The following is a 23,749-nucleotide window of genomic DNA, read 5'->3' on the forward strand; positions in this document are numbered from 1 at the left end:
TAGCGAGCCAGCCTGTTCGCTGGCCCGCTACGGTATTGCATAGATCTTGAACAGCTTCCTGGCCGCATCGCCGGCGCCGCCCAGATGTTTGTCGAATGCCTGTTCAATTTCGCCGGATCGGTACATTTCACTCAGCGCCGTGTCGACCAGCAGACGGAAATCCTCATCCTCTCGATCCACTGCCATCGCCGTCGGTGCGTACTCGAAAATCCGCTCCAGCAGCACCAGGTTGCCCGATGGATAATTTCTGGTCAGCAGATGCTTGAGCATCATGCGTTCAGCGAAAAACGCATCGGCTTTGCCATTGGCAACCAGATTCAGACCGGCTTCTGCGTTCTCTACGGTGACCAGCGTGGCGACCACACCCAGCAATCGCATCTGCTGTTGTATCCACGTCTCGGTGACCCCGCCGGCGATGGCGGCATACGTCTGATTGGCCAGACCACGGTTCACCGTGGCTCGCCACGTTGGCCCGGTATGGGCCACTTTGCCGTTCAGCACATTGAGCAAGGTTTCGGAAGCATCCTGGCGCACCACGGCCGAGAGACCGGCGGTGTAAATCGGCACCGAGTAGCTGACGACCCTGCGCCGCGCCAGCGTGGGTGGGGTCGGCGTACAAAGAATGTCGATCTTGCCGGAACTGACGGCGCTCATCTCGTCGTTGAGCGAGACCGGTTGGTACTGGATTTTCAACGTCGGCACATTCAGATCGATCCTGACGTTCTCGGCTATTTTCAGGCAGAGATCAATGGCATAGCCGCTGGCTTTATCGGCGGCCTGATCACTGAAAGGCATGAAGTCAGGCACGTAGCCAAGGGTGATCGCTTGACTGGCACGGATGCGCTCCAGCGTATTGCCATGGGTCACTACCGGTAGCAGCGCAAGGACGCAGACGAGCAGCAGGTGGTGGGCTCTGATCAGTTTCACGTTCATGCGCGCGGTTCCTCGAATTCAGATATCTGTGCTGTACCGAAGACTTCGATCAAGGGTTATCAGGCCGGGGGCCGACAGACGCAGGGGCAGCGACAAAACGTTTGGCAAGGAAACCGTAAAGCAGGTAGCCGAACACCAGGACCAGGATGCCGCCGAATACCGCGTCCTTGCCGCAGGCATACAGCGCATACAAGGAATAGGCCACGGCAACCACTAACAGCAGGGTATTGCGCGTGTATACGGCGGCGCTGACTCTGGCTTTGTACATCATCACCAGCAGCCCGGTGGCTGCCGTCACATAGGGAATCAGGTTGGTCACCGCGGCGAGGCTGACGAGTTTTCCAAACTGCGCGCTCGCGTTCGGCGAAATGGTCGACAGCGCCATACAGGTCTGCAGGACGCCGCAGACCAGCATCCCGACGATGGGGGCGTTGCGTGCGCTGACCTTGCAGAAAAATTTTGGAAACATGCCCTGATCAGCGGTCACCTTGGCCGTTTGCGCCAACGTGAACTGCCAGCCCAGCAGCGAGCCAACACAGGCCATTACCGCGAGCGCCATGATGATGTTGCCGACCAGGGGATTGAACATGTGCGCATAAACGAGCGCGAAAGGCGCTGACGAGTTGGCCAGTTCGGCGTTGGGAATAATGCCCTGAATGACCGTCGTCGATAGCACATAGACCACCGCTGCCCCCAATGTCCCGAACAGACAGGCCAGCGGTACGGTGCGCTTGGGGTTTTCCACCGCATCTGAGGCCTGGGCTGCCGACTCCATGCCGAGAAACGCCCAGAGCGTGAGGGGAATCGCTTTGCTGATGGCCTCGGATATCGGCAGTTGGTTCGGGTTCCAGGCGGCGATGATCAGCTCGGGTTTGAACCAGAACCAACCGATGATGCTCAAGCCCGCTACAGGAATGATCACCCCCCACACCGTAACCGCGCCTATCCTGCCGGTGATGCCTGGGCCGCCGAAATTCGCCACGGTGGTCAGCCAGAGCAGGCCGACCGTTCCAATGAATAATGGAATGGCGCCGCTTCCCAGCCAGGGCATGAACGACGTCATGTAGCCCACTGCCGAAATGGCCACCGCCACGTTGGCGATGGCCAGCGACAGGAAGTACAGGTAAGAGCACAGAAAAAAGCCAGACTTTGCATGCGCCTCTTCGGTGTAGGCGGATAGCCCGCCTGAGCGCAGGCAGAAGATCCCGCATTGGGAAAAGCAGTACGCGATAGCCATCGAGCCGACAGCGGTGACGATCCATGACAGCAATGAAACAGCCCCGAGTTGGGCCATGCTCGTCGGCAACATGATGATGCCTGAGCCCATCATGTTCACCGTCACCAGTGTGGTGAGCCCCACGAGGCTCATTTTCTTGCTTGAGTCGGCCATCGGAGTTCCCTCGATTTGCGCAACGCGTCACCGCTCAGCCAACGCACAAGGTTTTGCCGGCATCGGCAGTACGCAGCTTTTCAAGCGACGTTCAACGGTTAGAAAGACAGGTGATTTCAAGTGCATCGAAACAGCGCGCCCATCGCTTCGATATGGCTTGCCCGAGGGATGGCGAAGGCATGGCAGGAACTCATGGACGGGCTCAATGCTGCTGGCGGTTGCAGCCCGACACCATCTGCTTGAGGCCGTCCATGTTGCGGATTTTTACGTCGCGTGCGGTGATTTCCACCAAACCCTGATCGCGCAAGTGGGCAATGCCGCGGCAAATGGTTTCGAGACGCAGCCCAAGGTAGGAGCCGATTTCTTCACGGCGCATTTTCAGCACGAACTCTTTCGAGGAATAGCCACGGGAGCTGAGGCGTTGTGAGAGGTTGAGCAGGAAAGCCGCGAGGCGCTCATCTGAGTTCATGTTGCCCATGAGCATCAACATGCTGTGATCGCGCACAATTTCCCGGCTCAGCAGTTTATTCAGATTGTGCTGCAGGGATGGCAGGCTTTGCGCGAGTTTTTCCAGCTGTGCGAAGTGAATCGGACAGACCTCGCTGTCCTCCAGCGCATACGCAGTACACGCGTGTTGATCGATACTGATGGCGTCGAGCCCGAGCATTTCGCCGGGAATATGAAAACCGGTCACTTGCTCGCGGCCGTCGACGGAGACCACGCTGGTCTTGAACGAGCCTATTCGCACGGCGTACAGCGAGCGTAGCGGGTCCCCCGTCCGGTAGAGAGCAGCGCCTTTCTTCACCTTGTATCGCTGCACGATCAGTGTGTCGAGTCGATCAACCTCCGGGCCAGTCAGACCGAGCGGCAGGCACAACTCAATCACGCTGCAGTTGGAACAGGCAGTTTTGAGAATCGGCGGGGGCGAGTGGGCTTCAAGCATGGATAAGCAGCCTCCAATGAGTGTGATAAGCATAGAAGTCTTCGCAGCGCACGTACTTTTCGTTTGGCGTGCCAGCGTGATTACGGACGAACGGCGGGGAGGGAACTCACAGAGGCGTCGGGCTCTTCGCCGCTCTTGTATTGCAGGGTTAATGGGGAAACTTGATGCATATCAAGCGTGGCGGTTGGCAGAGTTGCAGAATCGTCCGATGGCGCTGACTGGAAACACTCGTGATGTTCAGGCTCAAACGAATTCTGTTGATCGCACCTGCCGAAATGACCCGCACCCCGGCGTTTGATCGCGCCCAGGCGCTGGCTCGGGCCACTGGCGCGTTGCTGCACATCGTGGCGTTCGATCATGTCCAGTCCCTGGCGTTGGCCGGTCTGTTCGACCACGACGCCATGGCGCAAGCGCGTGAAGGCTATTTGCAGATGCATCGCCAGTGGCTGGAGCAGCAGGCCCGGTTTCAACGTGGCGCTGGCGTGCAAATCAGCACCGAAGTGGTCTGGGCCAGGGCCACGCCGGCGCATGTACTTGAGTACATCAACGACTTTCATGTTGATCTGGTGATCAAGGATGCTCACCATGTTTCGGCGCTCAATCAAACGTTTCACCAGCCGTTGGACTGGCTATTAATACGAGATTGTCCCGCCTGCGTGCATCTGGTCACCGAGGCCGCACATCCGAAACCCTTGAAGATACTGGCGGCCATTGACCTGTCGCATCTCGAGGATCTGACCCAAGGGCTCAACGACCGGATACTCGGCGTTGCATCGACATTGGCAGCGAAATGCGATGCGTCGCTGCACTTGTTGAATGTGAGCAACTGGTCAGTGGTGGGTGATGCGGCGATGAGTGTGCCGAACTTGAGCCTGGACCACAGTTTGCGCGATGCGATCAACGATACTCAGCAGGAAGCCTTCGATACGCTGGCCGAGCGCTATGGTCTCGATGAAGAGCATAGCCACTTGCTCTCGGGTGTCCCGTTCCGGGTGATCGAAGACTTCGCCCGGCAGAACGCGTTCGACCTGCTGGTGCTCGGCATCTGTCACCATCAAACGCTGGACGGCTTCATCGGCGGCACGGCCGAATGCCTGATGAACCGGGCTCCTTGCAGCTTGTTGATGGTCAAGGCAATGCCTGCCACAGCCTGACCGGTCATCGCAGCAGTTGATGGTAATCGGTTGGGGGTAATCAATCAGTGACTGCGCCCGCCGTGTGCGTATTGCCATTGTTGCCAGGCGTGCCGATATTTCTCATCGGCGCGTTTCCTCGCTTCGCTGAACTTGTGCATGGTGTCTGGAGAAAACGGCTCTTCAAGGACGGCGTAGGCCTGTTCGCTGAGCCGATCGGCTTCGTGAAACAGTGCGCCACTGTCATCGATTGCGTCGCGGGCATTGGCGGTTGTCATGGCTGGATCATTGATGACCATATCGTGAACCTCGCAAAGCAAGAATGAGGGTGGGTTGCGGACCTGTCACCCTGTGGCCGCATCTATAACTTTCACGCGTTCGAGCAGCTTGTGACTGTCGCTGATCCGAAACGCGGGCGCCGCCGAATCATGACCCTATTTCGATCCAGTTTGTCGTCGCAGCGATTGATCCAGATCAATGCCGCTCGCCAGTTTCATCGCCGCTTTGTCGGTTTCCCAGGCGCTTGCGCAAGGGTGGTGGACAAGCCTCCATATTCAGGTTTCTCAGTGGGGGGGACGAGCACCATCCGCCTTGCATATGACATTTATCAAGGACGTCGCCGAGCTATGGCGCAACCTCGATTGACGTTGTTGTCTGATTCTTTCGGCCCGGGTCAGCTGCGAGTGACATGAGCGCAGATGTCCATCTCTCTGGGGACAAACATGAGCCAATATCAACACTTGTTGCTGATCATCAACCCGGCCCTGCGCCATTCTCCGGCGATAAGCCAGGCCGCCGCCCTGGCTAAATCCAGCGGCGCGTCGCTGCATATCGCAGCCTTGATCAAATGGTGGGATATCCTTTCGCTGCTGGAGGAAGGGGATCGGGCAAGGGCCCGTGCGGCCTATTTGCAGGACCATCACGAGTGGCTGGCAAGCCAGGCTGCCAGCCTGCGAGCCGAAGGTTTGCGGGTGACGACGGAGGTTGGCTGGTCCGAAGACATGAAACGGGAGATCCTCGATCACGTCACCGTGAACCAGCCCGATTTGCTGATCAAGGAAGTGCAGCACGAATCCTTACTCAAACGCGCTTTGTTTACCCCATTGGATTGGCAGCTGCTGCGTGACTGTCCGGTGCCGGTCTACTTGTTGGGCGCTGCTGGCCCGGGTCTGCCGCGCAAGGTCGTAGCGGCAGTGGATGTAGCTGCAAGCGAAGATGATGGGGGCGCTCTCAATGACCGGATCGTCGAACAGGCGACATCCTTCGCCACTCAGTTCGGTGCAGAGTTGCACCTGTTATATGCCTATGACGTCTCGCAAAATTATCTGGATGAAGTGGTGAACAACTGGACTGTTTCGGAATTGATGAATGCCCGGCGCAAGGAACTGCAAGCGCATTACAGCGCTTTGGCGAGGAAATTCGGTGTGACGGACGAGCACAGGCATAGCAGGGAGGGGCATCCCGTGGCGGTGATCAGTGAGTTTGCCGAAGAGCACGATGTGGATGTGATTGTGATGGGCAGGGTTCAACGTCACGGGCTGGAAAAACTGCTGGGAAGTACCACCGAACATATTCTGTACCAGGTTCCCTGCAGCGTACTGGCGGTCTAGCGAAAACGCTGGTGCACCTTACAAAGTCAGCGTTCCGGCCCACAACATCCGGCCAGCGTAAATCGCGGCGGCCCAGATGATGATCAACACACCCGTTTCCGGACCGCTGAGCGGCTGACCCTGACGTGTTTTCAGCGTGCCCAGGTAAATCAACGAGCCAAGCGCGTAGAGCAGAGCGCTGAGCAGCAGGTATTTGGGGCCGGCGGCATACAGCTGAATCAATCGGATGATTATTCCCCTGCCGGAATCGATAACGTCGCCCTCAAACCTCCCTCTGCGCGGTTTGTCAGTTCAATCCGTCCGTTCAGTCGCATCGCGATGGTGTTGACAATGGTCAACCCCAATCCGGCGCCATGCGCCGTGCCACGGCTGTAGAAACGCTCGAACAATCGCTCTCTGGCTGATTCATCGATTCCCGGCCCTTGATCGTCGACCGTCAAATGACAGAAGCCCTCGGACTTGCTCAGGTGCACGGTGATCGCACCGTGCTCGGGAGAGAAATTGGCCGCGTTGGTGATCAGGTTATTAAGCGCAATGTCGATGGCGGCGGGGTCGGCGAGGACGTGAAAAGGTTGGTCGCTGACTTCGAAGATCAATTCAAGGTGTTTGCTCAGCAACCACGGTGTCAATTGCACCAGGCTGTTGCGTACGGTTTCGCTGAGATCAATGCGTTGCAGTGGCGGCGGGTTGGGTTTGGGTTCAAGACGCGCCATGGTCAGCAGTTGGTTGACCAGCCGGCTGGTGCGGTCGACTCCGGAGATCAGAAACTCAAGTGACTCACGGCGCTCTTCTTCGGTACCGGCCTCCTGCAGATTTTGTGCATGCACCCGCAGCACCGCCAGCGGCGTGCGCATTTCGTGCGCGGCATCGGCGATAAAGCGACGCTCCCGGCCGAGCACTTCCTGAATCTGCGCGAGCATGCGATTGAGCGCTGCCTGCATGGGCTCCAGCTCACTGGGCAGGGGCGTCAGTTGCAGCGGCTCAAGTGAACCACTGTGACGGGCGCGCAGAGTCGCCGCCATGTCTGCCAGGGGCTTGAGTCCCCAGCCTATGGCCAGCCAGATCATCGCGGCGAGGATCAGGCTGCCAAGCATGTTCGGCCACAGCGTGTGGCGCACGATGCGGTCGACCAGGTCGGTGCGCACATCGTCGCGCTCGCCGACCCAGATGCGCAGGCCGTTCTGCTTGTCTTCCAGCATGAACGCTCGCCATTGCCGACCTTTCAGATCGACGACGTCGCTGAAGCCCGTTCTCGTCGGCGGCGCAGTGAAGGAGGGCGCACTGGCGGTGTGTACCAGCACCTCGCCTTGCGGGTTCCACACCTGGAAGGCGATTTTGCTTTCGTAAGGATGTCCGTCAACCCGGGGCTTGGCTTCCCCGAGAGCCTGATTGAAGGCCTGATACAACTGCGCGTGCTCGGTACTCGCCATCGGCATACGCATCACGCCCTGCAGCAGGCGTGCGTTCTGCGCCAATTGCGCGTCGTAGACCTCGGCGATTTCGTGGTTGCTGTCATGCACGTTGAAGAGGCTGAGTACCGCCAGACCGGCCAGTAACAGGCCGATGATCAGGGTCAGCGTGCGCCGGCGGATCGAGGTCATCGACGCTCCTCCACCAGATAACCCACGCCGCGGATGGTGCGGATCAGGTCGGTGGAGAACTTCTTGCGCAGGTGATGAATGTGCACTTCCAGGGTGTTGCTTTCCGCTTCTTCATTCCAGCCGTAAAGCAACTGGATCAATTGATCGCGAGTCATCACCCGCCCCGGCGGCGACAGCAGTTCGTGCAGCAGCTGATATTCCTTGGGGGTGAGCGCGACCGGTTGGCCTTGATAACTGACCTGCTGGGTGCCGGGGTTGAGGCTGATGCCGGCGTGTTCGATCAGCGCCTGAGCGCGCCCGGCACTGCGGCGCAATAAGGCGCGCAGGCGGGCTTTGAGTTCGGCGAGGTCGAACGGCTTGACCAGGTAATCGTCAGCACCGGCGTCGAGTCCGGCAATGCGGTCTTCGGTGGCATCGCGAGCGGTGAGAATCAATACCGGCAGGTTCGAACCGCTGTCACGCAGACGACGCAACACTTCAAGGCCATCCATGCGCGGCAGACCGAGGTCCAGCACGGCGACATCAAACGTTTCGCTGAGCAGTGCATGCAAGGCGCTGCTGCCGTCCTTGAGCCAGTCGACGGTGTATCCCTCGCGGCCCAGCGCCTGATAGATGCCTTCACCCAGCGCTACGTCATCCTCGATCAGTAATAAACGCACGCGCACTCCTTTCAGTCGAGTTTCTTGTTCACGTCCACCAGCAAGGTGTCGATCTCTTTGCGACGTCCGGCGTCGGCACTTTCGCGGCCCGCACGGGGTGCGGCTTGTCTGGCCTTGATCAGCGCTGCCTTGGCTTCAGCGTAGCGCTTCTGACGGTAGAGATGGTCGCCCCAGAAGTACAGACTGTCGATGCCATCAGGGTTGAGCTGCAGGGCTTGTTTGAGCAATTGCTCGGCCTTGTCGCTGTCGCCGAAGCCGATCGGCCAGCCCGGTACGCGGTCGTACAATGCAGCGAGGCTGGTGTATGCCGAGCCTTGCAGGGCTTTAGGGTCAAGCGTCAGGGATTTTTCCAGGTCCGCTTTGGCGTCCTTGGCTTTGCCCAGGGCACCGAGCCCGCCCTCGGCACCGGCCCAACTGCTGGTGACGATGCCTTTCCAGATCCAGGCTTCGGCCACATTCGGACGTTGCGTGGCGAACGCGTTGGCTTCGCTGGCCAATTGCTCGAACGCTGCGGCGCGCTGCTTTTCCGCGACCTCGTATTGAATGTGCGCCCAGTTCTGCTGGATGCCGGTGAGACGTTGCTGATCAGCCGGCTCAAGCGCCCAGACACTTTGACTGAGGGCGGCAAACAGCAGGCATGTGGAGAGTTTTTTCATGGCTTTGAAGCCTCGTTGTCAGGTTTTTCACTGAGACGGCGGATCAGTGGCAATTGCTTGCGCAGACCGCGATCCACCAGATGCGGAAGTAAGCTGTTCAAACGGACGAAAAATCGCTCCGGCCAGCCTAGGTACAGATCACGACGGTCGCCGGCAATCGCATGCATCACTGCCGACGCCACGGTCTGCGGATCGTCAACGCTGGCCTTGAGGGCATCGTTCAAGGCTTGCGCAGCGGCGCTGTTCATCGAGGTGCGGGTGGCCCGGGGCGCTACATACAACACGCTGACCCGCGTGTCGGCCAGCTCGCGGCGCAACGCCTCGGAGAATCCGCGCAGGGCGAATTTGCTCGCGCAATAACTGGCGTAACCTGGGTAGCCGATCGAGCCATAGGTCGAGCCGACGTTGACCACCATCGCGCTGTCAGCCTGCTTGAGCTGCGGCAAGAGCATTTTGGTCAGGCAGATTGGCGCGCTGATATTCACCGCCAGCATCGCGTTGATGTCACTGTCATCGAGCTGTTCGAGCATGGCGAAGTGATTGACCCCGGCGGCGTTGATCAGCAGGTTGATGCCGCCGATGGCGTCGGCGGCGGCCAACACTTTGCGCCGATCGCTGAGGAAGGTCAGGTCGGCGGCGACCCAGCACAGGTTCTGCGGATACCGCTCAAGCAGCGGCAACAGCGCCTCCTGATGCCGCGCCACGGCCAATACCCTGGCACCGGCGGCGCACAAGGCACTGGCGATGGCCAGGCCGATGCCGCCACTGGCACCTGTCAGGACCACGCGGGCTTCATGCAGCTGCATGTTGGGCCTCAGCGTCGCGGGGCAGATCACGGAACATGTCGGTGTAGAGCCGATAGACGACTTTCGAAGCATGAATGACCGCCGCTTGATCGTCAGGGTCTTCCAGCTGATTCATCAACCGCCGATAGGTCTGCATGTGCTCGATATCGAGCGCGCCGTGGGAGCTCAGATAGCTGAATGCCGTTTCCGGCAGCGCCAGGCGATCGCGAATGCTCCCCGCCGCGTGGGTCGCCAGGGCAATGCTGGTGCCTTCGAGCACGTTCACCATGCCGAACAGACCCACCGGATTGCCCCGGGCGATCAGGTCGTAGAGAAAACTGACCATCAGCTCGATTGACAATGACGGCTGGCCATCGCGCACGGTGTCGCGATCACCACCACAGGCGGCAATGTCGTTGAGTACCCACTGCTCGTGGCCGTATTCATCCTCAATGTACTCGCACACCGCTTTGCGCAGCCATTCCAGGCGCGTCGGCAGGCGTGCACCGCAAGCCATCATCAGCGGCACGGTGTGGCGCACGTGGTAGTAAGCCTGGGCAAGAAAGGCCCGATAGCTGTCGAGGCTGACCTTGCCTTGCAACGCATCGACGATGATCGGCAGGTTGAACAGCTCGTGGCGTTCGCGTTGTGTGGCTTCTTGCAGGGTGTCGAAAAAACTCATTATGCGGATTCCTCGGAAGTGGCGGATTCGGTCAGTTGCGTGCGGTACTGCGCGATGATGGCGTCGCGGCGCGGCCGGCCATTGGCGGTGAGCAGGCCGTTGGCGGCGGTGAAGGGCTGCGCCAGGCGCGTCCACTGATACACCTGGGCGTAATCGGGCAACGCCTCGTTCGCTTCGGCGACGGCGGCGGTCAGCTCGGCATCGGTGCAGTCCGGACGATGCGGCCAGAGCAGGGCGTGGTTGTGCGGCATCGCCTCGCCATAGACGAACGCTTGAGCGATGTGGCGGCGCTGGGTCAGTTCCGACTCGACCCATTCCGGGTTGACGTTTCGCCCGTAGCTGGTGACGAATTGGTGTTTTTTGCGGCCCTTGAGATAGAGAAAACCTTCCGGATCGAACTCGCCCAGGTCGCCACTCGGCCACCATTGATCGGTATACGCCGGCTCCCCCAGATAACCGAGCAACACCGAACCCTTGATCAGCACTTCCCCGTCCTCGGCCAACCGCACCTCTATATGAGGCAGAGGGCGCCCGACGCTGCCCGGACGGCGCGCGCCGGGGCGATTGAGGCATACGACCGAGGCGCACTCGGACAAGCCGTATCCCTCGTAAACCGCTAACCCGACCCGTTGCGCGCGGTGCAGCAGATCCGCTGACACCCGCGCGCCACCGACCGCGGCGAAGAGCAAGGTTTGCGGATCGAAAGCCTTCTGTTCAGCGGCGCTGACCAGAACTTGCAGCAGCTGTGGCACGAGTATCAGACTCTCCGGCGCACGCTTGCCCAGATAACCGAGCAGGCGCGCAACATCGATGCCGCTGGCACCTTGAATGCCGAGGGTTGTCTGGCTTGGCAGGCTCAACACCGCACCGGCGTATAGCGCGGTATAACAGCCCAGGTTCTCCAGCAGGATCGCCAAAGGCAACAGCGCCAGATGGTGCTCCGGTCCAGCGGTTGCGCTTGCCTGATCAAGCTCCCGGGCAACTCGCAGGAAGCTGTCGGCGCTCAGGCACACCCCTTTCGGCGTGCCGGTGGTCCCGGAGGTAAACGTGAGTTTCGCGGTGCCCGCCGGCATGCGACTCGGGCCATTGAACGAGCGACACCAGAATTCACCTCGTAATTCATAGCCCGCCGCCAGCAGCTCGGCTTGCAGTTCCGGCTCGGCGATCACCCGTTCGGCCTGGCTCTGCTCCAGACAATGGGCGCGCTGCGCGGCACTGAAAAACGGTGGCAGCGTTACGCAGGTCAAGCCTTCGAACAACACAGCCAGATCCCAAAGCATCGCGTCGACGCCGTTGTCCAGCGCCAGCGCAATCACCTGCACCTGCTCATCGCGCAGGCGCTCCTGGCGATACAACACCTCGGCATACAGCGTGGCGTAATCTATTCTCAGCGTGTCGCCCCACAGGGCTGAGGCGTTGTCATTGCGTCGGGCATGGTCGCGCAGGGTTTCCTGGAAGCGCTGCAATTCAAGCGACATGGCAGGCTCCTTCAACGGAAGTCGGCAAACCCAGGCGAGTGAACAGGCCAATATTGCGCAGATGAACAAATCCCGCGCGAATGTTGCCGACGTGCACCCAGGGTTTGCTTTCGTAATAACTGCCCCAGTGTTGACGCTCGTCACCCAGTCGCTGTGGATCAGCGGCGCACAATGTCACGGGCTTCAAACCGAGGCGATGGAAGCTGTTGACCAGTCCGATGTTGCCGGTGAAGGTCACCCATTCCAGGCCGCCCATGGCCAGCAGATAGGTGATGGCGATGATGCTCAGGCGCGCACTGCCGGTATCGCTGGCGGCGAGGTTGCCGACTTCGACAATGACCTTGCGATCCACTGCACGACCGGCGGCGGCGCTGATCAACGGCTCGATCGGTTCATCCAGATAGCGCTCGAGAAACAGTGCCTCCAGATGCGCTCGACGGACCCCGGCCACTGCGCACAACTGGCCATCGCTGTTGTGCATGCCGAACAGCTCGGGCATGAAATGGCGGATTTCGGCACCGTGAGCCGTGCGAAAACGCTGCTGGATAAAGGCTTCGAAGGGCGCGCGCAGCTCGTCCTCCGGCAACGCGTTTCTCAGCGTCATCGGCAACGATTCGGCCTGGCCGAAGTGCAAGGGCAGCGGGATGTTCCAGTCGAATTCGGGCATGGGCAGAACGCCTCCCTCAATGGGTTTGAGCGCAGTATCCAAGCCATTTCTTAACGAAGTCTGAAGATGAAAAACCGTTAACCGCAGCGCCGATCTTCAGACTCCCTTAAGGCTGGGCAAGCATGGTTAGCCTTGATTCAGGGCAACCGGATCGATAATTTCGAGCGAGATGATCGTCGCTCCACAACAATCACGAGGCGTTTCCTATGATTCGCGACACCGCTGTAACCCGTTATGGAAAACTCTCAATCATCCTGCATTGGCTGATGCTGGCGTTGTTCGTCGGTGTGTATGCGTGCGTCGAAATCAAAGGCTATATGCCCAAAGGCAGCGAAGCACGCGGCCTGCTGATGGGTATGCATGGGCTGTTTGGCGCAAGCATCTTCGCGTTAGTGTGGATCCGCCTGATCGGCCGCCTGACCCCGCGTCCACCGATCACCCCCAAACCACCGGCGTGGCAGACCGCAGTTGCGCACCTGACGCACCTGGCGCTGTATGGATTGATGATTGTCACGCCTGTCCTGGCCTGGCTGATGCTCGCGGCGGGCGATAAACCGTTTCCGTACTTCGGCTTCCATGTGCCGGCGCCGGTGGCTATTGATCCGGACCTGGCCAAACAACTCAAGTACTGGCACGAATGGATTGGCAGTGCCGGCTACTGGCTGATCGGCCTGCACGCGCTGGCGGGGCTGTTCCATCATTACTGGGTGAAGGACAACACGTTGCAGAGGATGCTGATTGAGCGTACCCGCTCTTGAGGCAAGCATCTGGCGCTGTTCGCTGAAGGTAATGCTCGCCGTAACTGAAGCGCATGGCTGCGGTGGAGCTGAAAATCCGGAACTGCCAGCCCTCGCCGATGCCGAAATAGCATCGACAACGAGGGCAAAGCCATGACTGAAGAAAATACCGAAGTGCCGCAAGAGGTACCGGATCAAACCACCCCGGCGCATTCCACCGAAGAAGAGCGCGAGCGCTTGAAGGACTTCAACAAGGACGGCATCCCGCCGGGCAGTTGCTGATCAGCGGTCACCGTGGCTGCGTCACCAGTTCCCCGCTGATCGCATCCATCATCGCCGGATGCTCCTCAGCGGCCACACGCAAATCCTCGGTGACGCGCAACTCCGCACCCGTCGGCGAGTAGGTTGCTGCCGCCGTGAAAGGTGCGGGGTTGGCCGGCACCGGGCGTTTGCCGCGGCGCCAGAAGAAAAAGCTGACCATGCTCAGGTTGACCACCGCAAATACCCAGAACAGGCCGTTGGCGCCGAACGAGTTCATCACCGGCGAGATCATCATCGGACTGATGGCCGAGCCCAGCGAGTTGATCAGCAGCAAACCCTGAATCATCGGCACCAACGCTTCGGCCGGCGCGCGGTCGGCCGCGTGGCTGACGGCAACCGGGTACAGCGCGAAGACGCCGCCACCGAGCAGAAACAGCATCGCCGCGAGCATTGTCGAAGACAGCGGCAGCAGCACAATCACCAGTGATAACGCGGTGCACGCCACCGTCAGAAGCGTCAGCACCTGCAAGCGATCCGTGCGGTCGGACCAGCGTCCGACCGGATACTGCAGCAGCATCGCGCCGAGAATCGTCCAGGCCATCATGCTGCCGACTTCTCCGACGTCCAGACCTCTGCGTTGCAGATACAGCGGCAACAAGGTGTAGATCGCCGCGATGGTCACCCCCGAGCCGAAACAGCCGACCAGCCCGGTCGGCGTCACGCCCAACAGTTGCCGGGGCTTGAGCGGCTCGACCTGGTCGAGCAGCGGCGACACACGCGGCAGGATCACGATCGGCAGCACCGACAGCGCAGCAAGCATGCCGGCGACCATGAACGGCGCGCTGTCGCTCATGCCAGTGATGGTGCCCAACGTCGCCTGGCCCAGAACGCCAGCGCCATAAAGGACGATCATGTACAGCGCGAGCAGGCGCCCGCGAATCTTCTCGTCACCGGCCAGCAGCAGCCAGCTTTCGATCACCAGAAATACACCCACCGTGGCCCAGCCATTGATCAGGCGCAGGACCAGCCAGCCCCAGGTGTCGTAGAACAGACCCTGCAACAGGATCGTGACGGCAATCAGCGAGGCGAAGCTGCCGTAGGCACGGATATGGCCGATGCGCAGAATCAGCCGGTCATTGAACACCGCGCCCAGCGTCAGGCCGATGAAATAGGCCGACGACACAACTCCGATCATCGTCGCCGAGGCACCGGCGGCGTCCAGGCGTAGGGTGGTCAGGGAAGACAGAAAACCGTTGCCCAGAGCAATAATGAACAGCCCGAGCAGGGGCGCCAGCGCCATGGCCAGCAAACGCGGAGACATAAAAAACCTCAAGAAATCGAACAGCGCAACGTGCGCCACTGCGCATGCGGTTGCCAGGCTGGAACAGGTGTTGTGCAAATGTCTGCCGATCGGGCAGGGTGGTGGCGTCGGACGACATGGCCAGCCCTGCAAGTTCGCGTCTGTGACCAGACGCGCGATGCGAGAGCGCGCGGGATTCTACGGCTTGCGCAGGTTTTGCCAATAGCTGAAGGCTGCGACGTTAGGACGCAGGCTGTTTTGAGGTTCGAGAGGAGAATGAAAACCGATCATCGGGCTGAGCTCCGACAAGGGCCATGCATGCAAAAGCTACGCAGGCCCTTGCTCGTTTCAGCGCCTAGGTATGCGAAATCAACAAGTCACTGATGATGCAGATCGAGCCATCCTCTGGTGGCGTGGCGTCGGTGTAGTCGATCTGGTTGTAGACCCCGCCGTGGAAATTGAACACCTGCGAATTCCACGTTGAGTCGAGCTGCAAATCACCTGATGTACCGACAACGCCGTTGTAGTCAACGGTGACTCGAGCCACGCCGGCTGAATTGGCGCGAATGGTGATCTTGAACTTCGCCCCCAGCGGCACGCCCTTGAGCACCGTGGTGTTGACCGGGGTGGGCTGGTTGAAGCTCTGGCGGAAGCCCATGGTGATGTTGCCTTTCTGCCAGAACACTTTGATTGCAGGGCTGTCGTCGTTTTTCACATGCATCTGCGAGATAACCACTTTCTGCGCAGAGTTGACCTTGGTCACGGTCATTTCCTGATAGTTGAGGTGGTCAGCGGCGCTGGCCAGCGACCAATAGAAGGATTCTTTCCATTCGCAGCGAGTGCGGTGAGTGCTCTTGCTCGAGGCGCCTTTGGTCGGCGCGGACAGTTGCAGGGATCCGTCGGGCAACACCGTGACGATGCTCGGGAACTGCGCAATGGCCTCGGCGCCGTTGAGCTCGAGCGCGACCGGGTTGGTTGCCGAAACGGCCACCGGGGTGGACAGGGTGAGATTGCTGATGTTTACGGCCATGGTTTGTACTCCTGACGATAAAAATCATTAGCGACCCAAGCCTTCGGTGGATTGGCACATCTGTCTGCGCGGACTTTCACCATCTCTTGGGCACAGCACCATGGCCGCGCAAGCGGCCGCCGCGAAAACACACAGGGCAAAGGTCACGCCCGTTGCCTCCAGCACTGCGCCGAAAACCGGCGTGCCAGCGGTCTGACCGAGCGCCAGAAGCAGAAACGGAATGCCCAGTCCCAGGTCCGGGCGGTCCGGCAACAAACGAATGCCTTGCAGCAGATAAACGCCTGAAGAAACGATGTAGGCCGCGCCAAACAGGCACATCGCGGCGAGGCCCGATCCGGCGGAAACTGATGCGCCAGTAAGGCCCAATGTCCCGAGGGCGATCCCGGCAAGCGCCAGATGCTGCATGCGTGCGACACCGAAGCGGCCGGTGAGCACACCGGTCATGCAGCCGCTGATTCCCGCAGCGCCCAATACCATCCACGCCCACGCAATGCCCTGATCGGAGAAACCAGCCTCACTGCGCAAAATATCGGCGCCGAATGTCCAGATCGCCGTGCTCGCCAGGCCCATCAGGAAAGCACTGGCGCACAAAGGCAGTACGCCGGGTCGACGCAGCATTGCCAGCGAGAAGCTCTGCGCGACGTCACGCTCGACCCGGCGCGGTACCGCAAACCAGAGCCAGATCGTGACGCCGATGCCGATCAAGGCAAACAGGGCATACAGCTGGCGCCATTGCCCGGCCGCCAATATCGCCGCAAAACCGGAAAAAACGATTCCCGCCGCTGTCCCGGCATTGATAAAACCATTGGCCCGCGGGCGATCCGCATCATCAAGACGCGCTGCCACCGCACTGGCCAATGGCGGCGAAGTCAGACCCGTGCTCAAGCCCGCCAGCGCCACGCCGCAACCCAATGCCAACCCCGACCAAGCGATAACCACCAGGCCCATCCCCAGCGTCGCCGCTGCACCGGCCATCACCGTCAACCCGCGCGGACTGACTTTGCCATTGCAGACAAACGTCGCAACGATGCCCACACAGTAAGCGGCGAACGCACTGCCACCGATCCAGCCGGCAGCGGTCACGCTGAGCGTCAGATCCTGACGAATCTGCGGCAGCAGCAGTCCATAGGCGAAGCGCGCCAGGCCATAGGACAACGCCGTCAGCGCGAACGCTGCCGCGACAAGATTGAGGCTGCGCCGGTCAAGACTCACGGTGAAATCGGATTGCTGGCAGGAAAGGTTGTCTCGACCGCATGCTCCGGTCTGGACCAGATGCGATCGGAGTTGGAGGGATCATTAGCCATGAGTGTCCTCGAGGATGTCTGTTGCTGGAGTGGTTATCGATTCTGATAACGGACTTGCACTTGGGTTTGATGATTTTCCAACACAGCCGATGGATGGTAGAGCAAAGGGCGAGGGCAGCCGCTCGGTTGGCTTGGCGCACGTCAACCTTTGCGAGCAGGATCGAGGGGTTTTTGCGGGTATCGAGGGGCGGGGGATGGCGCTTGAAGAGAGGCGAGTTAGTGCAGGACGGCACGCCGGAAGAACTGCGCGAGCGTCAGGGAGGTTTCCGCACGCTGTGGCGGATGCAAGCGAAGGTCCAAACCCATTGAACACCGCACTACTGCGGCGAGCGGGTCCAGACCCTGACGTAATCGATGCGAAACACCGACGGCAGATCAGCATCGTCGACCACCCCGAACCAGTCCCACATCGCTTCGCTGTCGAAAACGATTTGCATCGGGAAATGCCAGTAGCTGTTTTTTGCTTCCCGGACGAGTACGCCGTCGACATACCAGCGCAAGGTCTCGGGTTGCCAGTCGAAACCGTAGACATGAAAGGTACTGGCCAGCCGCCAAGGGGCATTCCACGTGCTGCCGGAACTCAGGTGTTGATCATTCTGCGGTCTGGCCCAGACATGGGCGTTCATGTTGTACCGACGATCGAAGGCTTCATTGCGGGTTTTGCCGCCGATTTCGAAGATGTCGATTTCCGTGGCGTTGTCCGGCAGCCCGGTCCACGCCAGCCAGAACGCACTGGAGCCGGCAGAATTCATCGGCTTCGCCCGGGCTTCGTAATAGCCGTACATGCCCCGTTCGTTGGTGCGCACCATCGCCGAGCTGTAGTCCTTGTAGCCCAGGGCGACGTATTTTTCCGGGAGGGTCTGTTTGCGGAAAGTGATGTTCAGATTGCCGTTGCCGACCTTGGCGTTCTCCGGCAAAAACAGCGCCGGTTTGCGCCCGAGGGAATCGGTACCGGTGGCGTTGTTGACGTGCCAGCGTTCGGCATCGAGGGCGCTGCCGTTGAATTCGTCTGACAGCCGCGTATCGCGTGTCCAACCGCCGGCATTGGCCTGGTCCGATAACGGCAGATCGGGCGTAACGTGCGTCGGCGTCGGTCCTAGCGGACCGACGCGGGTCCAGGCATCGGCCTGCTGCGGAATGGCGACCGCCCACTTTTGCGCCAGATACTCGAACACATTGCGGCGTTCGTCCTGGCTGTTGAATGGGCGGTCATAAACCAACACCTCGGCGATGTCGCCTCGCAGAATCTCCGAGGTGCCCACCGCATTGCGCGCCACCGCGAACGGGCCGATCGGCACGTCACTGGTTTCCAGCAAGGCCAGGGCTGGCTCGTAGGCGGTGGTCTGCTGCACACTGATGCCGAAATTCGGTGCGACGTTGTCGTTGTCCGCCAGTTGCGGCCGCGAGCTGAACAGGCGCTGCCAGGCCTTGCCGCCGGCCTGCTCGGGCAAGCGCCGCGAGACGACGAACACCGTCACCGGGCCTTTGCTCGTGCGAATCGCCTGGCCCATGAATGCCGCCGTGCCGCTGAAGCGCACCACGCCGTGGCCGTTGAGGGCGTTGTCGACGCGCGTAGGCAATGTCGTCGCCGCGCGATTGTCGACGGTGACGTCATTGCCCTTGCCGGATTTATCCAGCCAGCGCACGACCTGGTTTTGCCCCTCCAGAGTCATCGAGGCGGGATCATTGCCGTCCAGCCACAGCACCAGTCCGTCAGCCACCGGTTGGGGAATATTGGCGCGGGCGCCAGCGCTCAGCAGCAGCAAGACAAACAGCAAGCATCGTGATCTGTTCATGAGTCGTCCCTAACATGGATGTGCGCCGGTTCAGCTGCCCACCGCCAGCAGCGGCGCCGGTTGCGGGCGGTAGCCCCATGGGTTGCTGGTCTGCCAGCGCCAGCTGTCGATGAGCATCTGCGTCAGCTCGCGTTGCGCCCGCCAGCCCAGCTCGCGCCCGGCCTTGCTCGCGTCGGCGCGGCACTCGGCGATATCTCCGGCGCGGCGTGGGGCGAAGCGGTAGGGAATGCGCAGGCCGGTGACGTCTTCGAAGGCGCTGATGATCTGCAATACGCTGTAGCCGGTGCCGCTGCCGAGATTCCACACGTGCAGGCCATGCTCGTCGTCCTGCAAAACCTGTAGCGCCTTGAGATGACCTTCGGCCAGATCCAGCACATGGATGTAATCGCGAATACAGGTGCCGTCGACTGTTGGATAGTCGTTGCCGTAAACGGTCAACGCCGCGCGCTGGCCGCTGGCAACCTCGGTCAGGCACGGCAGCAGATTGTTCGGTCGACCGCTGGGTGCTTCGCCGATCAGCCCGCTCTGGTGCGCGCCGATCGGGTTGAAGTAACGCAGCACAGCGATGTTCCAGCGTGAATCGGCGAGGGCAAGGTCGCTGAGCAATTCTTCGATCATCAACTTCGAGCGCCCGTAGGGATTGGCCGGTTTGCCGGTGCCGTGCTCTTCGACGATGGGCATGCGGGCCGGCTCGCCGTACACCGTCGCCGAGGAACTGAACACCAGATTGAACACGTGGGCGCGGGCCATCGCCTGACACAGGTTCAGCGTGCCGAACACATTGTTGGCGTAGTAATCCATGGGGCGGCGCACGCTTTGCGCAACGGCTTTGAGGCCGGCGAAATGCAGCACTGCATCAATCGCGTAGGTGCTGAAAATCTCTTCCAGCAGCGCGGCGTCGCGGATATCGCCCTCGATGAAATCGACGTGCGAATGACTCAACAGCTCCAGCCGTGCGACTGCTTCGCGGCTGCTGTTGCACAGATTGTCGAGGATCAGCACCGAGTGTCCGGCTTCGATCAGTTGCAATGCCGTGTGCGAACCGATGTAGCCGGCACCGCCCGTGATCAACGTGGTTTTGCGCATGACGACGTACTCCATTGCGAGGAAATGCAGCTCAGCGGGCGGTGAACACCAACTTGAATTCTTGCGGCCAGCGCGGGTGCAGCAGGCTGTAGGCCAAGGCATAGGTCAGCGTGCCGATGGCAATGTCGCCGGCCAGGTGCGCATAACCGGACAGGCCGGTCTGCCGCGACAGCCACATCACCACGACGACCATCACGAAAGAGGCAAGCAGGCTGCGGTAACTGGACTGAAAGAAGCTGCGCCAGTCGTAACCGATCGCGGCGTGCAGGCCGCGTACCTGCAGCGGCGTGATCAGCAGCATGCGCAGCAGCAAAGCCAGCGCCGCCGCCATGCCGCCGTAGGTCGCGCCGAGCAGATACACCAGCGCCAGCGCGAGCAGGGTGGTGGCAACTTCGGCCTTGAGCGTCAGGTGCGTGCGATTGACCGCCACCAGCGCAGTAGTTGCATACAGCGCCAGATTGCCCAGCGCCGCCGTACAGGCGAGCACTTGCAGCAAGGGAATCGCGTCGGCCCATTTCGCGCCGAAGATCAGCAGGATGATGTCTTCGGCGGTCAGGGCGATGCCGAAGAACAGCGGCGTGAGCACGAAGCCGCTGATCGCCGTGGAATCGCCAATCATCCCGATCAGCCGCGCCGGTTCGGCACTGCGCCGGGCGAACACCGGCAAGGCGTAACTCATCAAGCCGTTGTAGATCGCCGAGCGCGGCAGATCGATGATGCGCATGGCCAGATTGAACATGCCCACCGCGTGCGCCCCGGCAGTCAGGCCAAGAATCAGATTGACGCCGCGTTGCAGGGTTTGCGAACTCATCACGTTGACGCAGACCGGCAGACCGGAGCGCAGCAGTTCGCCCAGCACCTGGCGGTCGATCAGCAAGGGAATGCGCCGACGTTCGCTGCGCATCAGCACCAGCGTGGAAACGCCGTCCATGATCAGCGCTTGGGCAACCACCGCCCACGGGCCGAAACCCAGCAGCGCAACAGCCACGCCGCCAACCCCGCCAGCCACTTTGCCGAGCAAGGTGCGCGAGGCCAGCAGCTTGAAATTGCCGCTGCGGCGCATCTGTGCCACATACACCCGCGCCATCAGGGTGAAAAGGATTTTCACCGAGGCCACAGCGGTCATCCAGCGCAGCGCGGTGGACGGCGTATAGAGCACGACCGCCAGAGAAATCAACGCAATCGATAGCAGGCTGACCAGCACGGCAAACCAGAACACGCTGCTGATGTGTTTGTGTTCCATCCGCTGCAGGCGCACCAGCGGGTCTTCCAGCATCGACGAGAACAGAATGCCGACCACTTCGACCACGGCGATGATCAACGTGCCGATGCCCAACTCCGTCGGCGTCAACAAATGCGCGTACACGACAAAGGTGATCATCGACAGGAAAATCAGGCCGAACTTCTCGGTGAAAATCCATGCGAGGGTCATCAGGCGACGGTTGGCCATGGCGCGATCCCTGAAATTCAGCGGCTGTTGCCCAGACTTTTCAAGCAGGCGTAGAGGTAGCGCAGGGTCGGTTTGCCCCGGGAGAACAACAGCGTCTGCCACGAATGCCCGAGCATCTGTCGGAACACCTCGATGACCCGGCGATGATCGCCGCGCCGGGAAAAGGCATTGAGAAATTCCGCGTGATTGGCGAGAACGAAATAGATCCGCTGCTGCTGGTTCAGCCGGGTGCCGTAACGCGCCAGGTACAGCTGGATGAAGCGCAGCTTGTGCGGGTAATACTTGTGCGGTTGCGCGGTGATGTTGGCGGCATTGACGGCGCGCCAGTGGAGGATCTGCGGCACGCTGTGGATCTCGCTGATTTCCGCGATGCGCGTCCACAACAGGCGATCTTCAGCGAAGCGCAGGCTTTGATCGAAGCCGCCAATGGCGACGATGATCTCGCGCAGGGCGAGTACGCCGGAGGTGCCGTTGATGATGTTCTCGCGCATGAAGTCGGCAAAGTGCTCGCCGTGTTTACAGCGATCCTCCAATTGGCGTTTGCCATCACTGAATTCGCTCATCTGAAAGCAATCGATCAAACCGACTTTGCGTCCCTGTCGGGTCAATTCCGCGTGCAGTGCCAGTTGTTTTTGCAGTTTTTCCGGATGCCAGCGGTCGTCGGCATCAAGGAAAGCGATAAAGGTTTCTTCGGCGCTGAACACGCCGCGATTGCGCGCACTGGCCGGGCCTTGGTTGGGCTGCTGCAACAGCACGATGGGGAAGGGCGCGGCGTAGTGCTTGACGATCTCTGGCCCGGCATCGCTGGAACCGTCATCGACGACAATCACTTTGTCCGGCAGGCGGGTCTGTGCGCACACCGAGTCCAGTGTGCGTTGAATGCTGGCGGCGGCGTTGAACAGCGGAATCACCACGCACACGGTGACGGCCGAGGGATCATTCAGCATGGGCGTTGCTCCCGAAAAGTGCCGCGCATTGGCCGAGCATTCGCCGCTGGCAGCGGCTGCGGACGGGCGACGAGGTGATGGCGGAAGGTCAGGCTGAGCACGCAGAAGATCAGGAACTCACCCGAGCGATAGTTGGGGATCACGTAGGCGACGTAATTGGTAACGACGAACAGGCCGATGATCACCAGCGCACAGGCCTGATAGCGCGCCGACTGATCCGCCGTGATTGCCCGATAGCGCTTGCTCAGGGTCTGGGCAAACATCAGCAGCAGAGCGACCAACTGAATCAGGCCGCCATTGAGCAGGGTTTCGACGTAGCCGCTGTGCGCATTGCCGATATAGCCCCAGCGCGTGATAAACGCATCGGCATCGGCACTGGCCCAGAACGCGCCGAAGCCATAGCCCTTGAGAAATTGCGCATCGATCAGCGGCTGCAACAGCTCCCAGATCAACGTGCGGTCAGTGAGTGACGGGTCGCGGCCGACCAGTTCCAGCAGCATGGCGTAATTGGCGTAAAGCACCCCACACAAGAGGAAGAACACCAGCGTGGCGGCGGTGAAGGCCAGCAGTGAGCGGTTGATGCGCAGCCGGATCAGCGTGATGAAGTAGGCGTAACTGGCGGTGCCGGCGACGATCAGCGCAATCGCCGTGGCTGACTGCGCCAGACCGATGGCGATCAGCGCGAACAGCCCATACAGCATGGCCAGCGGGTTGCGCTGGCGGATCATCGGCAGCAGCAACAGGATCGCAATCGCGTTCAGGCGTGCGCCAGCGTTCTTTTCCGCGAACACCCCGCGAAAGGCCCCGTCACGGATGCCGCCGGAAATAAAGGCGATGTCCGGGCGAATCACGGCGAAGATCAACCCGGCTAGCGCCGCTGCACCGATCACGCAGCCGAACAGAAAAGCGATCCGCTCGATGCTGTAGCGCCAAGCGATAAAACCGGCAAAAAACACCACGCTGAGCAGCGCAACGAAACGCTTGAAACTGAGCATCGGCTCGCTCGACCAACTGATCGACGCCGCCACGCAGCCGAGAAACAACAGCAAAAACAGGTTCTGCCGGTAGAAACTCTTGCTGAGGAACACTTTGTGGCGAATGAAGAAGAACAGCGGCACCAGCAACGTCAGCAAGCCGCAGACCTGATTGGCCAGATTGCCTTCCAGATCCTGCTGGGCATCGTCCAGCGTGCTCACATTCCCCAGGCGCAGAAAGAAGCCGATCACTTGCGTATAGAACAGCACGCCAAACAAGGTGAAGGCATCGGCCAGTGTCGAATAACGCACTTGCAGGCGGTTCAT

At 60.5% G+C, this 23,749-nt stretch carries 24 protein-coding genes; 4 read left to right on the top strand and 20 right to left on the bottom strand.

From position 1 onward, the window contains the following. Positions 1-27 precede the first annotated feature (27 nt). From AB4N85_RS07610 to fnr, 3 genes are all read right to left on the bottom strand, one after another. The gene (locus AB4N85_RS07610) at positions 28-933 is read right to left on the bottom strand and encodes an amino acid ABC transporter substrate-binding protein (protein ID WP_252869425.1); all 906 of its coding nucleotides are present in this window, start codon (positions 931-933) and stop codon (positions 28-30) included. Positions 934-982: 49 nt separating this feature from the next. Continuing rightward, positions 983-2,323, bottom strand: coding sequence for a putrescine-ornithine antiporter (gene potE / locus AB4N85_RS07615; RefSeq protein WP_252869426.1), 1,341 nt, complete (start codon positions 2,321-2,323; stop codon positions 983-985). 202 nt (positions 2,324-2,525) lie between these two features. Beyond that, positions 2,526-3,266, bottom strand: coding sequence for a fumarate/nitrate reduction transcriptional regulator Fnr (fnr, locus tag AB4N85_RS07620; RefSeq protein WP_252869427.1), 741 nt, complete (start codon positions 3,264-3,266; stop codon positions 2,526-2,528). Positions 3,267-3,499: 233 nt separating this feature from the next. On the opposite strand from fnr, the gene AB4N85_RS07625 reads away from it, so the two are divergent. Then, complete coding sequence (locus AB4N85_RS07625) at positions 3,500-4,420, top strand: universal stress protein (protein WP_252869428.1); 921 nt, start codon at positions 3,500-3,502, stop codon at positions 4,418-4,420. A 44-nt stretch (positions 4,421-4,464) separates the two neighbouring features. Here AB4N85_RS07625 and AB4N85_RS07630 read toward each other — a convergent pair whose 3' ends face one another. Then, positions 4,465-4,677: a hypothetical protein gene (locus AB4N85_RS07630; RefSeq protein WP_460067604.1), complete on the bottom strand. Its 213-nt coding sequence runs from the start codon at positions 4,675-4,677 to the stop codon at positions 4,465-4,467. Positions 4,678-5,121: 444 nt separating this feature from the next. On the opposite strand from AB4N85_RS07630, the gene AB4N85_RS07635 reads away from it, so the two are divergent. After that, complete coding sequence (locus AB4N85_RS07635) at positions 5,122-6,009, top strand: universal stress protein (RefSeq protein ID WP_252869430.1); 888 nt, start codon at positions 5,122-5,124, stop codon at positions 6,007-6,009. An 18-nt stretch (positions 6,010-6,027) separates the two neighbouring features. Here AB4N85_RS07635 and AB4N85_RS07640 read toward each other — a convergent pair whose 3' ends face one another. From AB4N85_RS07640 to AB4N85_RS07675, 8 genes are read right to left on the bottom strand one after another with little or no spacing between them, the layout of a single operon-like run. Next, complete coding sequence (locus AB4N85_RS07640) at positions 6,028-6,231, bottom strand: hypothetical protein (RefSeq protein ID WP_056785583.1); 204 nt, start codon at positions 6,229-6,231, stop codon at positions 6,028-6,030. A gap of 8 nt (positions 6,232-6,239) precedes the next feature. Beyond that, the gene (locus tag AB4N85_RS07645) at positions 6,240-7,610 is read right to left on the bottom strand and encodes an ATP-binding protein (protein ID WP_122699283.1); all 1,371 of its coding nucleotides are present in this window, start codon (positions 7,608-7,610) and stop codon (positions 6,240-6,242) included. Beyond that, positions 7,607-8,269, bottom strand: coding sequence for a response regulator (locus tag AB4N85_RS07650; RefSeq protein WP_016774538.1), 663 nt, complete (start codon positions 8,267-8,269; stop codon positions 7,607-7,609). Before AB4N85_RS07650 ends, AB4N85_RS07645 begins: the two co-directional genes overlap by 4 nt. 11 nt (positions 8,270-8,280) lie before the next feature. Then, positions 8,281-8,925 carry a tetratricopeptide repeat protein gene (locus AB4N85_RS07655; RefSeq protein ID WP_252869431.1) on the bottom strand — a complete coding sequence of 215 codons (645 nt, stop codon included), beginning with the start codon at positions 8,923-8,925 and terminating at the stop codon, positions 8,281-8,283. Then, complete coding sequence (locus AB4N85_RS07660) at positions 8,922-9,731, bottom strand: SDR family oxidoreductase (protein WP_041478761.1); 810 nt, start codon at positions 9,729-9,731, stop codon at positions 8,922-8,924. Before AB4N85_RS07660 ends, AB4N85_RS07655 begins: the two co-directional genes overlap by 4 nt. Then, positions 9,718-10,392: a TenA family transcriptional regulator gene (locus AB4N85_RS07665; RefSeq protein WP_252869432.1), complete on the bottom strand. Its 675-nt coding sequence runs from the start codon at positions 10,390-10,392 to the stop codon at positions 9,718-9,720. The genes AB4N85_RS07660 and AB4N85_RS07665 overlap by 14 nt, the downstream gene beginning before the upstream one ends. Next, the gene (locus AB4N85_RS07670) at positions 10,392-11,870 is read right to left on the bottom strand and encodes an AMP-binding protein (protein ID WP_252869433.1); all 1,479 of its coding nucleotides are present in this window, start codon (positions 11,868-11,870) and stop codon (positions 10,392-10,394) included. The genes AB4N85_RS07665 and AB4N85_RS07670 overlap by 1 nt, the downstream gene beginning before the upstream one ends. Continuing rightward, on the bottom strand, positions 11,860-12,537 hold the full coding sequence (locus AB4N85_RS07675) for a thermostable hemolysin (RefSeq protein ID WP_056785596.1): 678 nt from the start codon (positions 12,535-12,537) through the stop codon (positions 11,860-11,862). The genes AB4N85_RS07670 and AB4N85_RS07675 overlap by 11 nt, the downstream gene beginning before the upstream one ends. Before the next feature lie 206 nt (positions 12,538-12,743). On the opposite strand from AB4N85_RS07675, the gene AB4N85_RS07680 reads away from it, so the two are divergent. Next, a complete protein-coding gene (locus AB4N85_RS07680) occupies positions 12,744-13,295 on the top strand; it encodes a cytochrome b (protein WP_252869434.1) in 552 nt (183 codons plus the stop codon). 132 nt (positions 13,296-13,427) lie between these two features. Then, complete coding sequence (locus tag AB4N85_RS07685; protein WP_095179833.1) at positions 13,428-13,556, top strand: hypothetical protein; 129 nt, start codon at positions 13,428-13,430, stop codon at positions 13,554-13,556. Positions 13,557-13,563: 7 nt separating this feature from the next. On the opposite strand, the gene AB4N85_RS07690 is transcribed toward AB4N85_RS07685, so the two are convergent. From AB4N85_RS07690 to AB4N85_RS07725, 8 genes are all read right to left on the bottom strand, one after another. After that, entirely contained in the window at positions 13,564-14,856 is a 1,293-nt protein-coding gene (locus AB4N85_RS07690; RefSeq protein ID WP_095179835.1) for an MFS transporter, read from the bottom strand. A gap of 334 nt (positions 14,857-15,190) precedes the next feature. Continuing rightward, positions 15,191-15,865: a polysaccharide lyase family 7 protein gene (locus AB4N85_RS07695; RefSeq protein ID WP_460067610.1), complete on the bottom strand. Its 675-nt coding sequence runs from the start codon at positions 15,863-15,865 to the stop codon at positions 15,191-15,193. A 27-nt stretch (positions 15,866-15,892) separates the two neighbouring features. Then, positions 15,893-17,077 (bottom strand): MFS transporter, encoded by a 1,185-nt coding sequence (locus AB4N85_RS07700; RefSeq protein ID WP_460067612.1) that lies wholly within the window; start codon positions 17,075-17,077, stop codon positions 15,893-15,895. A gap of 409 nt (positions 17,078-17,486) precedes the next feature. Next, the gene (locus AB4N85_RS07705; RefSeq protein ID WP_460067614.1) at positions 17,487-18,965 is read right to left on the bottom strand and encodes a family 16 glycosylhydrolase; all 1,479 of its coding nucleotides are present in this window, start codon (positions 18,963-18,965) and stop codon (positions 17,487-17,489) included. 30 nt (positions 18,966-18,995) lie between these two features. Further along, a complete protein-coding gene (gene galE / locus AB4N85_RS07710; RefSeq protein ID WP_460067617.1) occupies positions 18,996-20,051 on the bottom strand; it encodes a UDP-glucose 4-epimerase GalE in 1,056 nt (351 codons plus the stop codon). A gap of 31 nt (positions 20,052-20,082) precedes the next feature. Next, entirely contained in the window at positions 20,083-21,501 is a 1,419-nt protein-coding gene (locus tag AB4N85_RS07715; protein ID WP_460067619.1) for an oligosaccharide flippase family protein, read from the bottom strand. A 17-nt stretch (positions 21,502-21,518) separates the two neighbouring features. Continuing rightward, on the bottom strand, positions 21,519-22,448 hold the full coding sequence (locus AB4N85_RS07720) for a glycosyltransferase family 2 protein (RefSeq protein WP_460067623.1): 930 nt from the start codon (positions 22,446-22,448) through the stop codon (positions 21,519-21,521). Continuing rightward, positions 22,442-23,749: an O-antigen ligase family protein gene (locus AB4N85_RS07725; RefSeq protein WP_236168964.1), complete on the bottom strand. Its 1,308-nt coding sequence runs from the start codon at positions 23,747-23,749 to the stop codon at positions 22,442-22,444. Before AB4N85_RS07725 ends, AB4N85_RS07720 begins: the two co-directional genes overlap by 7 nt.

Source organism: Pseudomonas sp. H1_G08 (assembly GCF_054681355.1).

Excerpts from the sequence above, each read along its gene's own strand:
- AB4N85_RS07670 (WP_252869433.1), bottom strand. The coding sequence starts at position 11,870 with ATGTCGCTTGAATTGCAGCGCTTCCAGGAAACCCTGCGCGACCATGCC.
- AB4N85_RS07695 (WP_460067610.1), bottom strand. The coding sequence starts at position 15,865 with ATGGCCGTAAACATCAGCAATCTCACCCTGTCCACCCCGGTGGCCGTT.
- AB4N85_RS07645 (WP_122699283.1), bottom strand. The coding sequence starts at position 7,610 with ATGACCTCGATCCGCCGGCGCACGCTGACCCTGATCATCGGCCTGTTA.
- AB4N85_RS07690 (WP_095179835.1), bottom strand. The coding sequence starts at position 14,856 with ATGTCTCCGCGTTTGCTGGCCATGGCGCTGGCGCCCCTGCTCGGGCTG.
- fnr (WP_252869427.1), bottom strand. The coding sequence starts at position 3,266 with ATGCTTGAAGCCCACTCGCCCCCGCCGATTCTCAAAACTGCCTGTTCC.
- AB4N85_RS07610 (WP_252869425.1), bottom strand. The coding sequence starts at position 933 with ATGAACGTGAAACTGATCAGAGCCCACCACCTGCTGCTCGTCTGCGTC.
- AB4N85_RS07715 (WP_460067619.1), bottom strand. The coding sequence starts at position 21,501 with ATGGCCAACCGTCGCCTGATGACCCTCGCATGGATTTTCACCGAGAAG.
- AB4N85_RS07725 (WP_236168964.1), bottom strand. The coding sequence starts at position 23,749 with ATGAACCGCCTGCAAGTGCGTTATTCGACACTGGCCGATGCCTTCACC.
- AB4N85_RS07720 (WP_460067623.1), bottom strand. The coding sequence starts at position 22,448 with ATGCTGAATGATCCCTCGGCCGTCACCGTGTGCGTGGTGATTCCGCTG.
- AB4N85_RS07680 (WP_252869434.1), top strand. The coding sequence starts at position 12,744 with ATGATTCGCGACACCGCTGTAACCCGTTATGGAAAACTCTCAATCATC.
- AB4N85_RS07630 (WP_460067604.1), bottom strand. The coding sequence starts at position 4,677 with ATGACAACCGCCAATGCCCGCGACGCAATCGATGACAGTGGCGCACTG.
- AB4N85_RS07665 (WP_252869432.1), bottom strand. The coding sequence starts at position 10,392 with ATGAGTTTTTTCGACACCCTGCAAGAAGCCACACAACGCGAACGCCAC.
- AB4N85_RS07635 (WP_252869430.1), top strand. The coding sequence starts at position 5,122 with ATGAGCCAATATCAACACTTGTTGCTGATCATCAACCCGGCCCTGCGC.
- galE (WP_460067617.1), bottom strand. The coding sequence starts at position 20,051 with ATGCGCAAAACCACGTTGATCACGGGCGGTGCCGGCTACATCGGTTCG.
- AB4N85_RS07705 (WP_460067614.1), bottom strand. The coding sequence starts at position 18,965 with ATGAACAGATCACGATGCTTGCTGTTTGTCTTGCTGCTGCTGAGCGCT.
- potE (WP_252869426.1), bottom strand. The coding sequence starts at position 2,323 with ATGGCCGACTCAAGCAAGAAAATGAGCCTCGTGGGGCTCACCACACTG.
- AB4N85_RS07675 (WP_056785596.1), bottom strand. The coding sequence starts at position 12,537 with ATGCCCGAATTCGACTGGAACATCCCGCTGCCCTTGCACTTCGGCCAG.
- AB4N85_RS07660 (WP_041478761.1), bottom strand. The coding sequence starts at position 9,731 with ATGCAGCTGCATGAAGCCCGCGTGGTCCTGACAGGTGCCAGTGGCGGC.
- AB4N85_RS07625 (WP_252869428.1), top strand. The coding sequence starts at position 3,500 with ATGTTCAGGCTCAAACGAATTCTGTTGATCGCACCTGCCGAAATGACC.
- AB4N85_RS07685 (WP_095179833.1), top strand. The coding sequence starts at position 13,428 with ATGACTGAAGAAAATACCGAAGTGCCGCAAGAGGTACCGGATCAAACC.
- AB4N85_RS07655 (WP_252869431.1), bottom strand. The coding sequence starts at position 8,925 with ATGAAAAAACTCTCCACATGCCTGCTGTTTGCCGCCCTCAGTCAAAGT.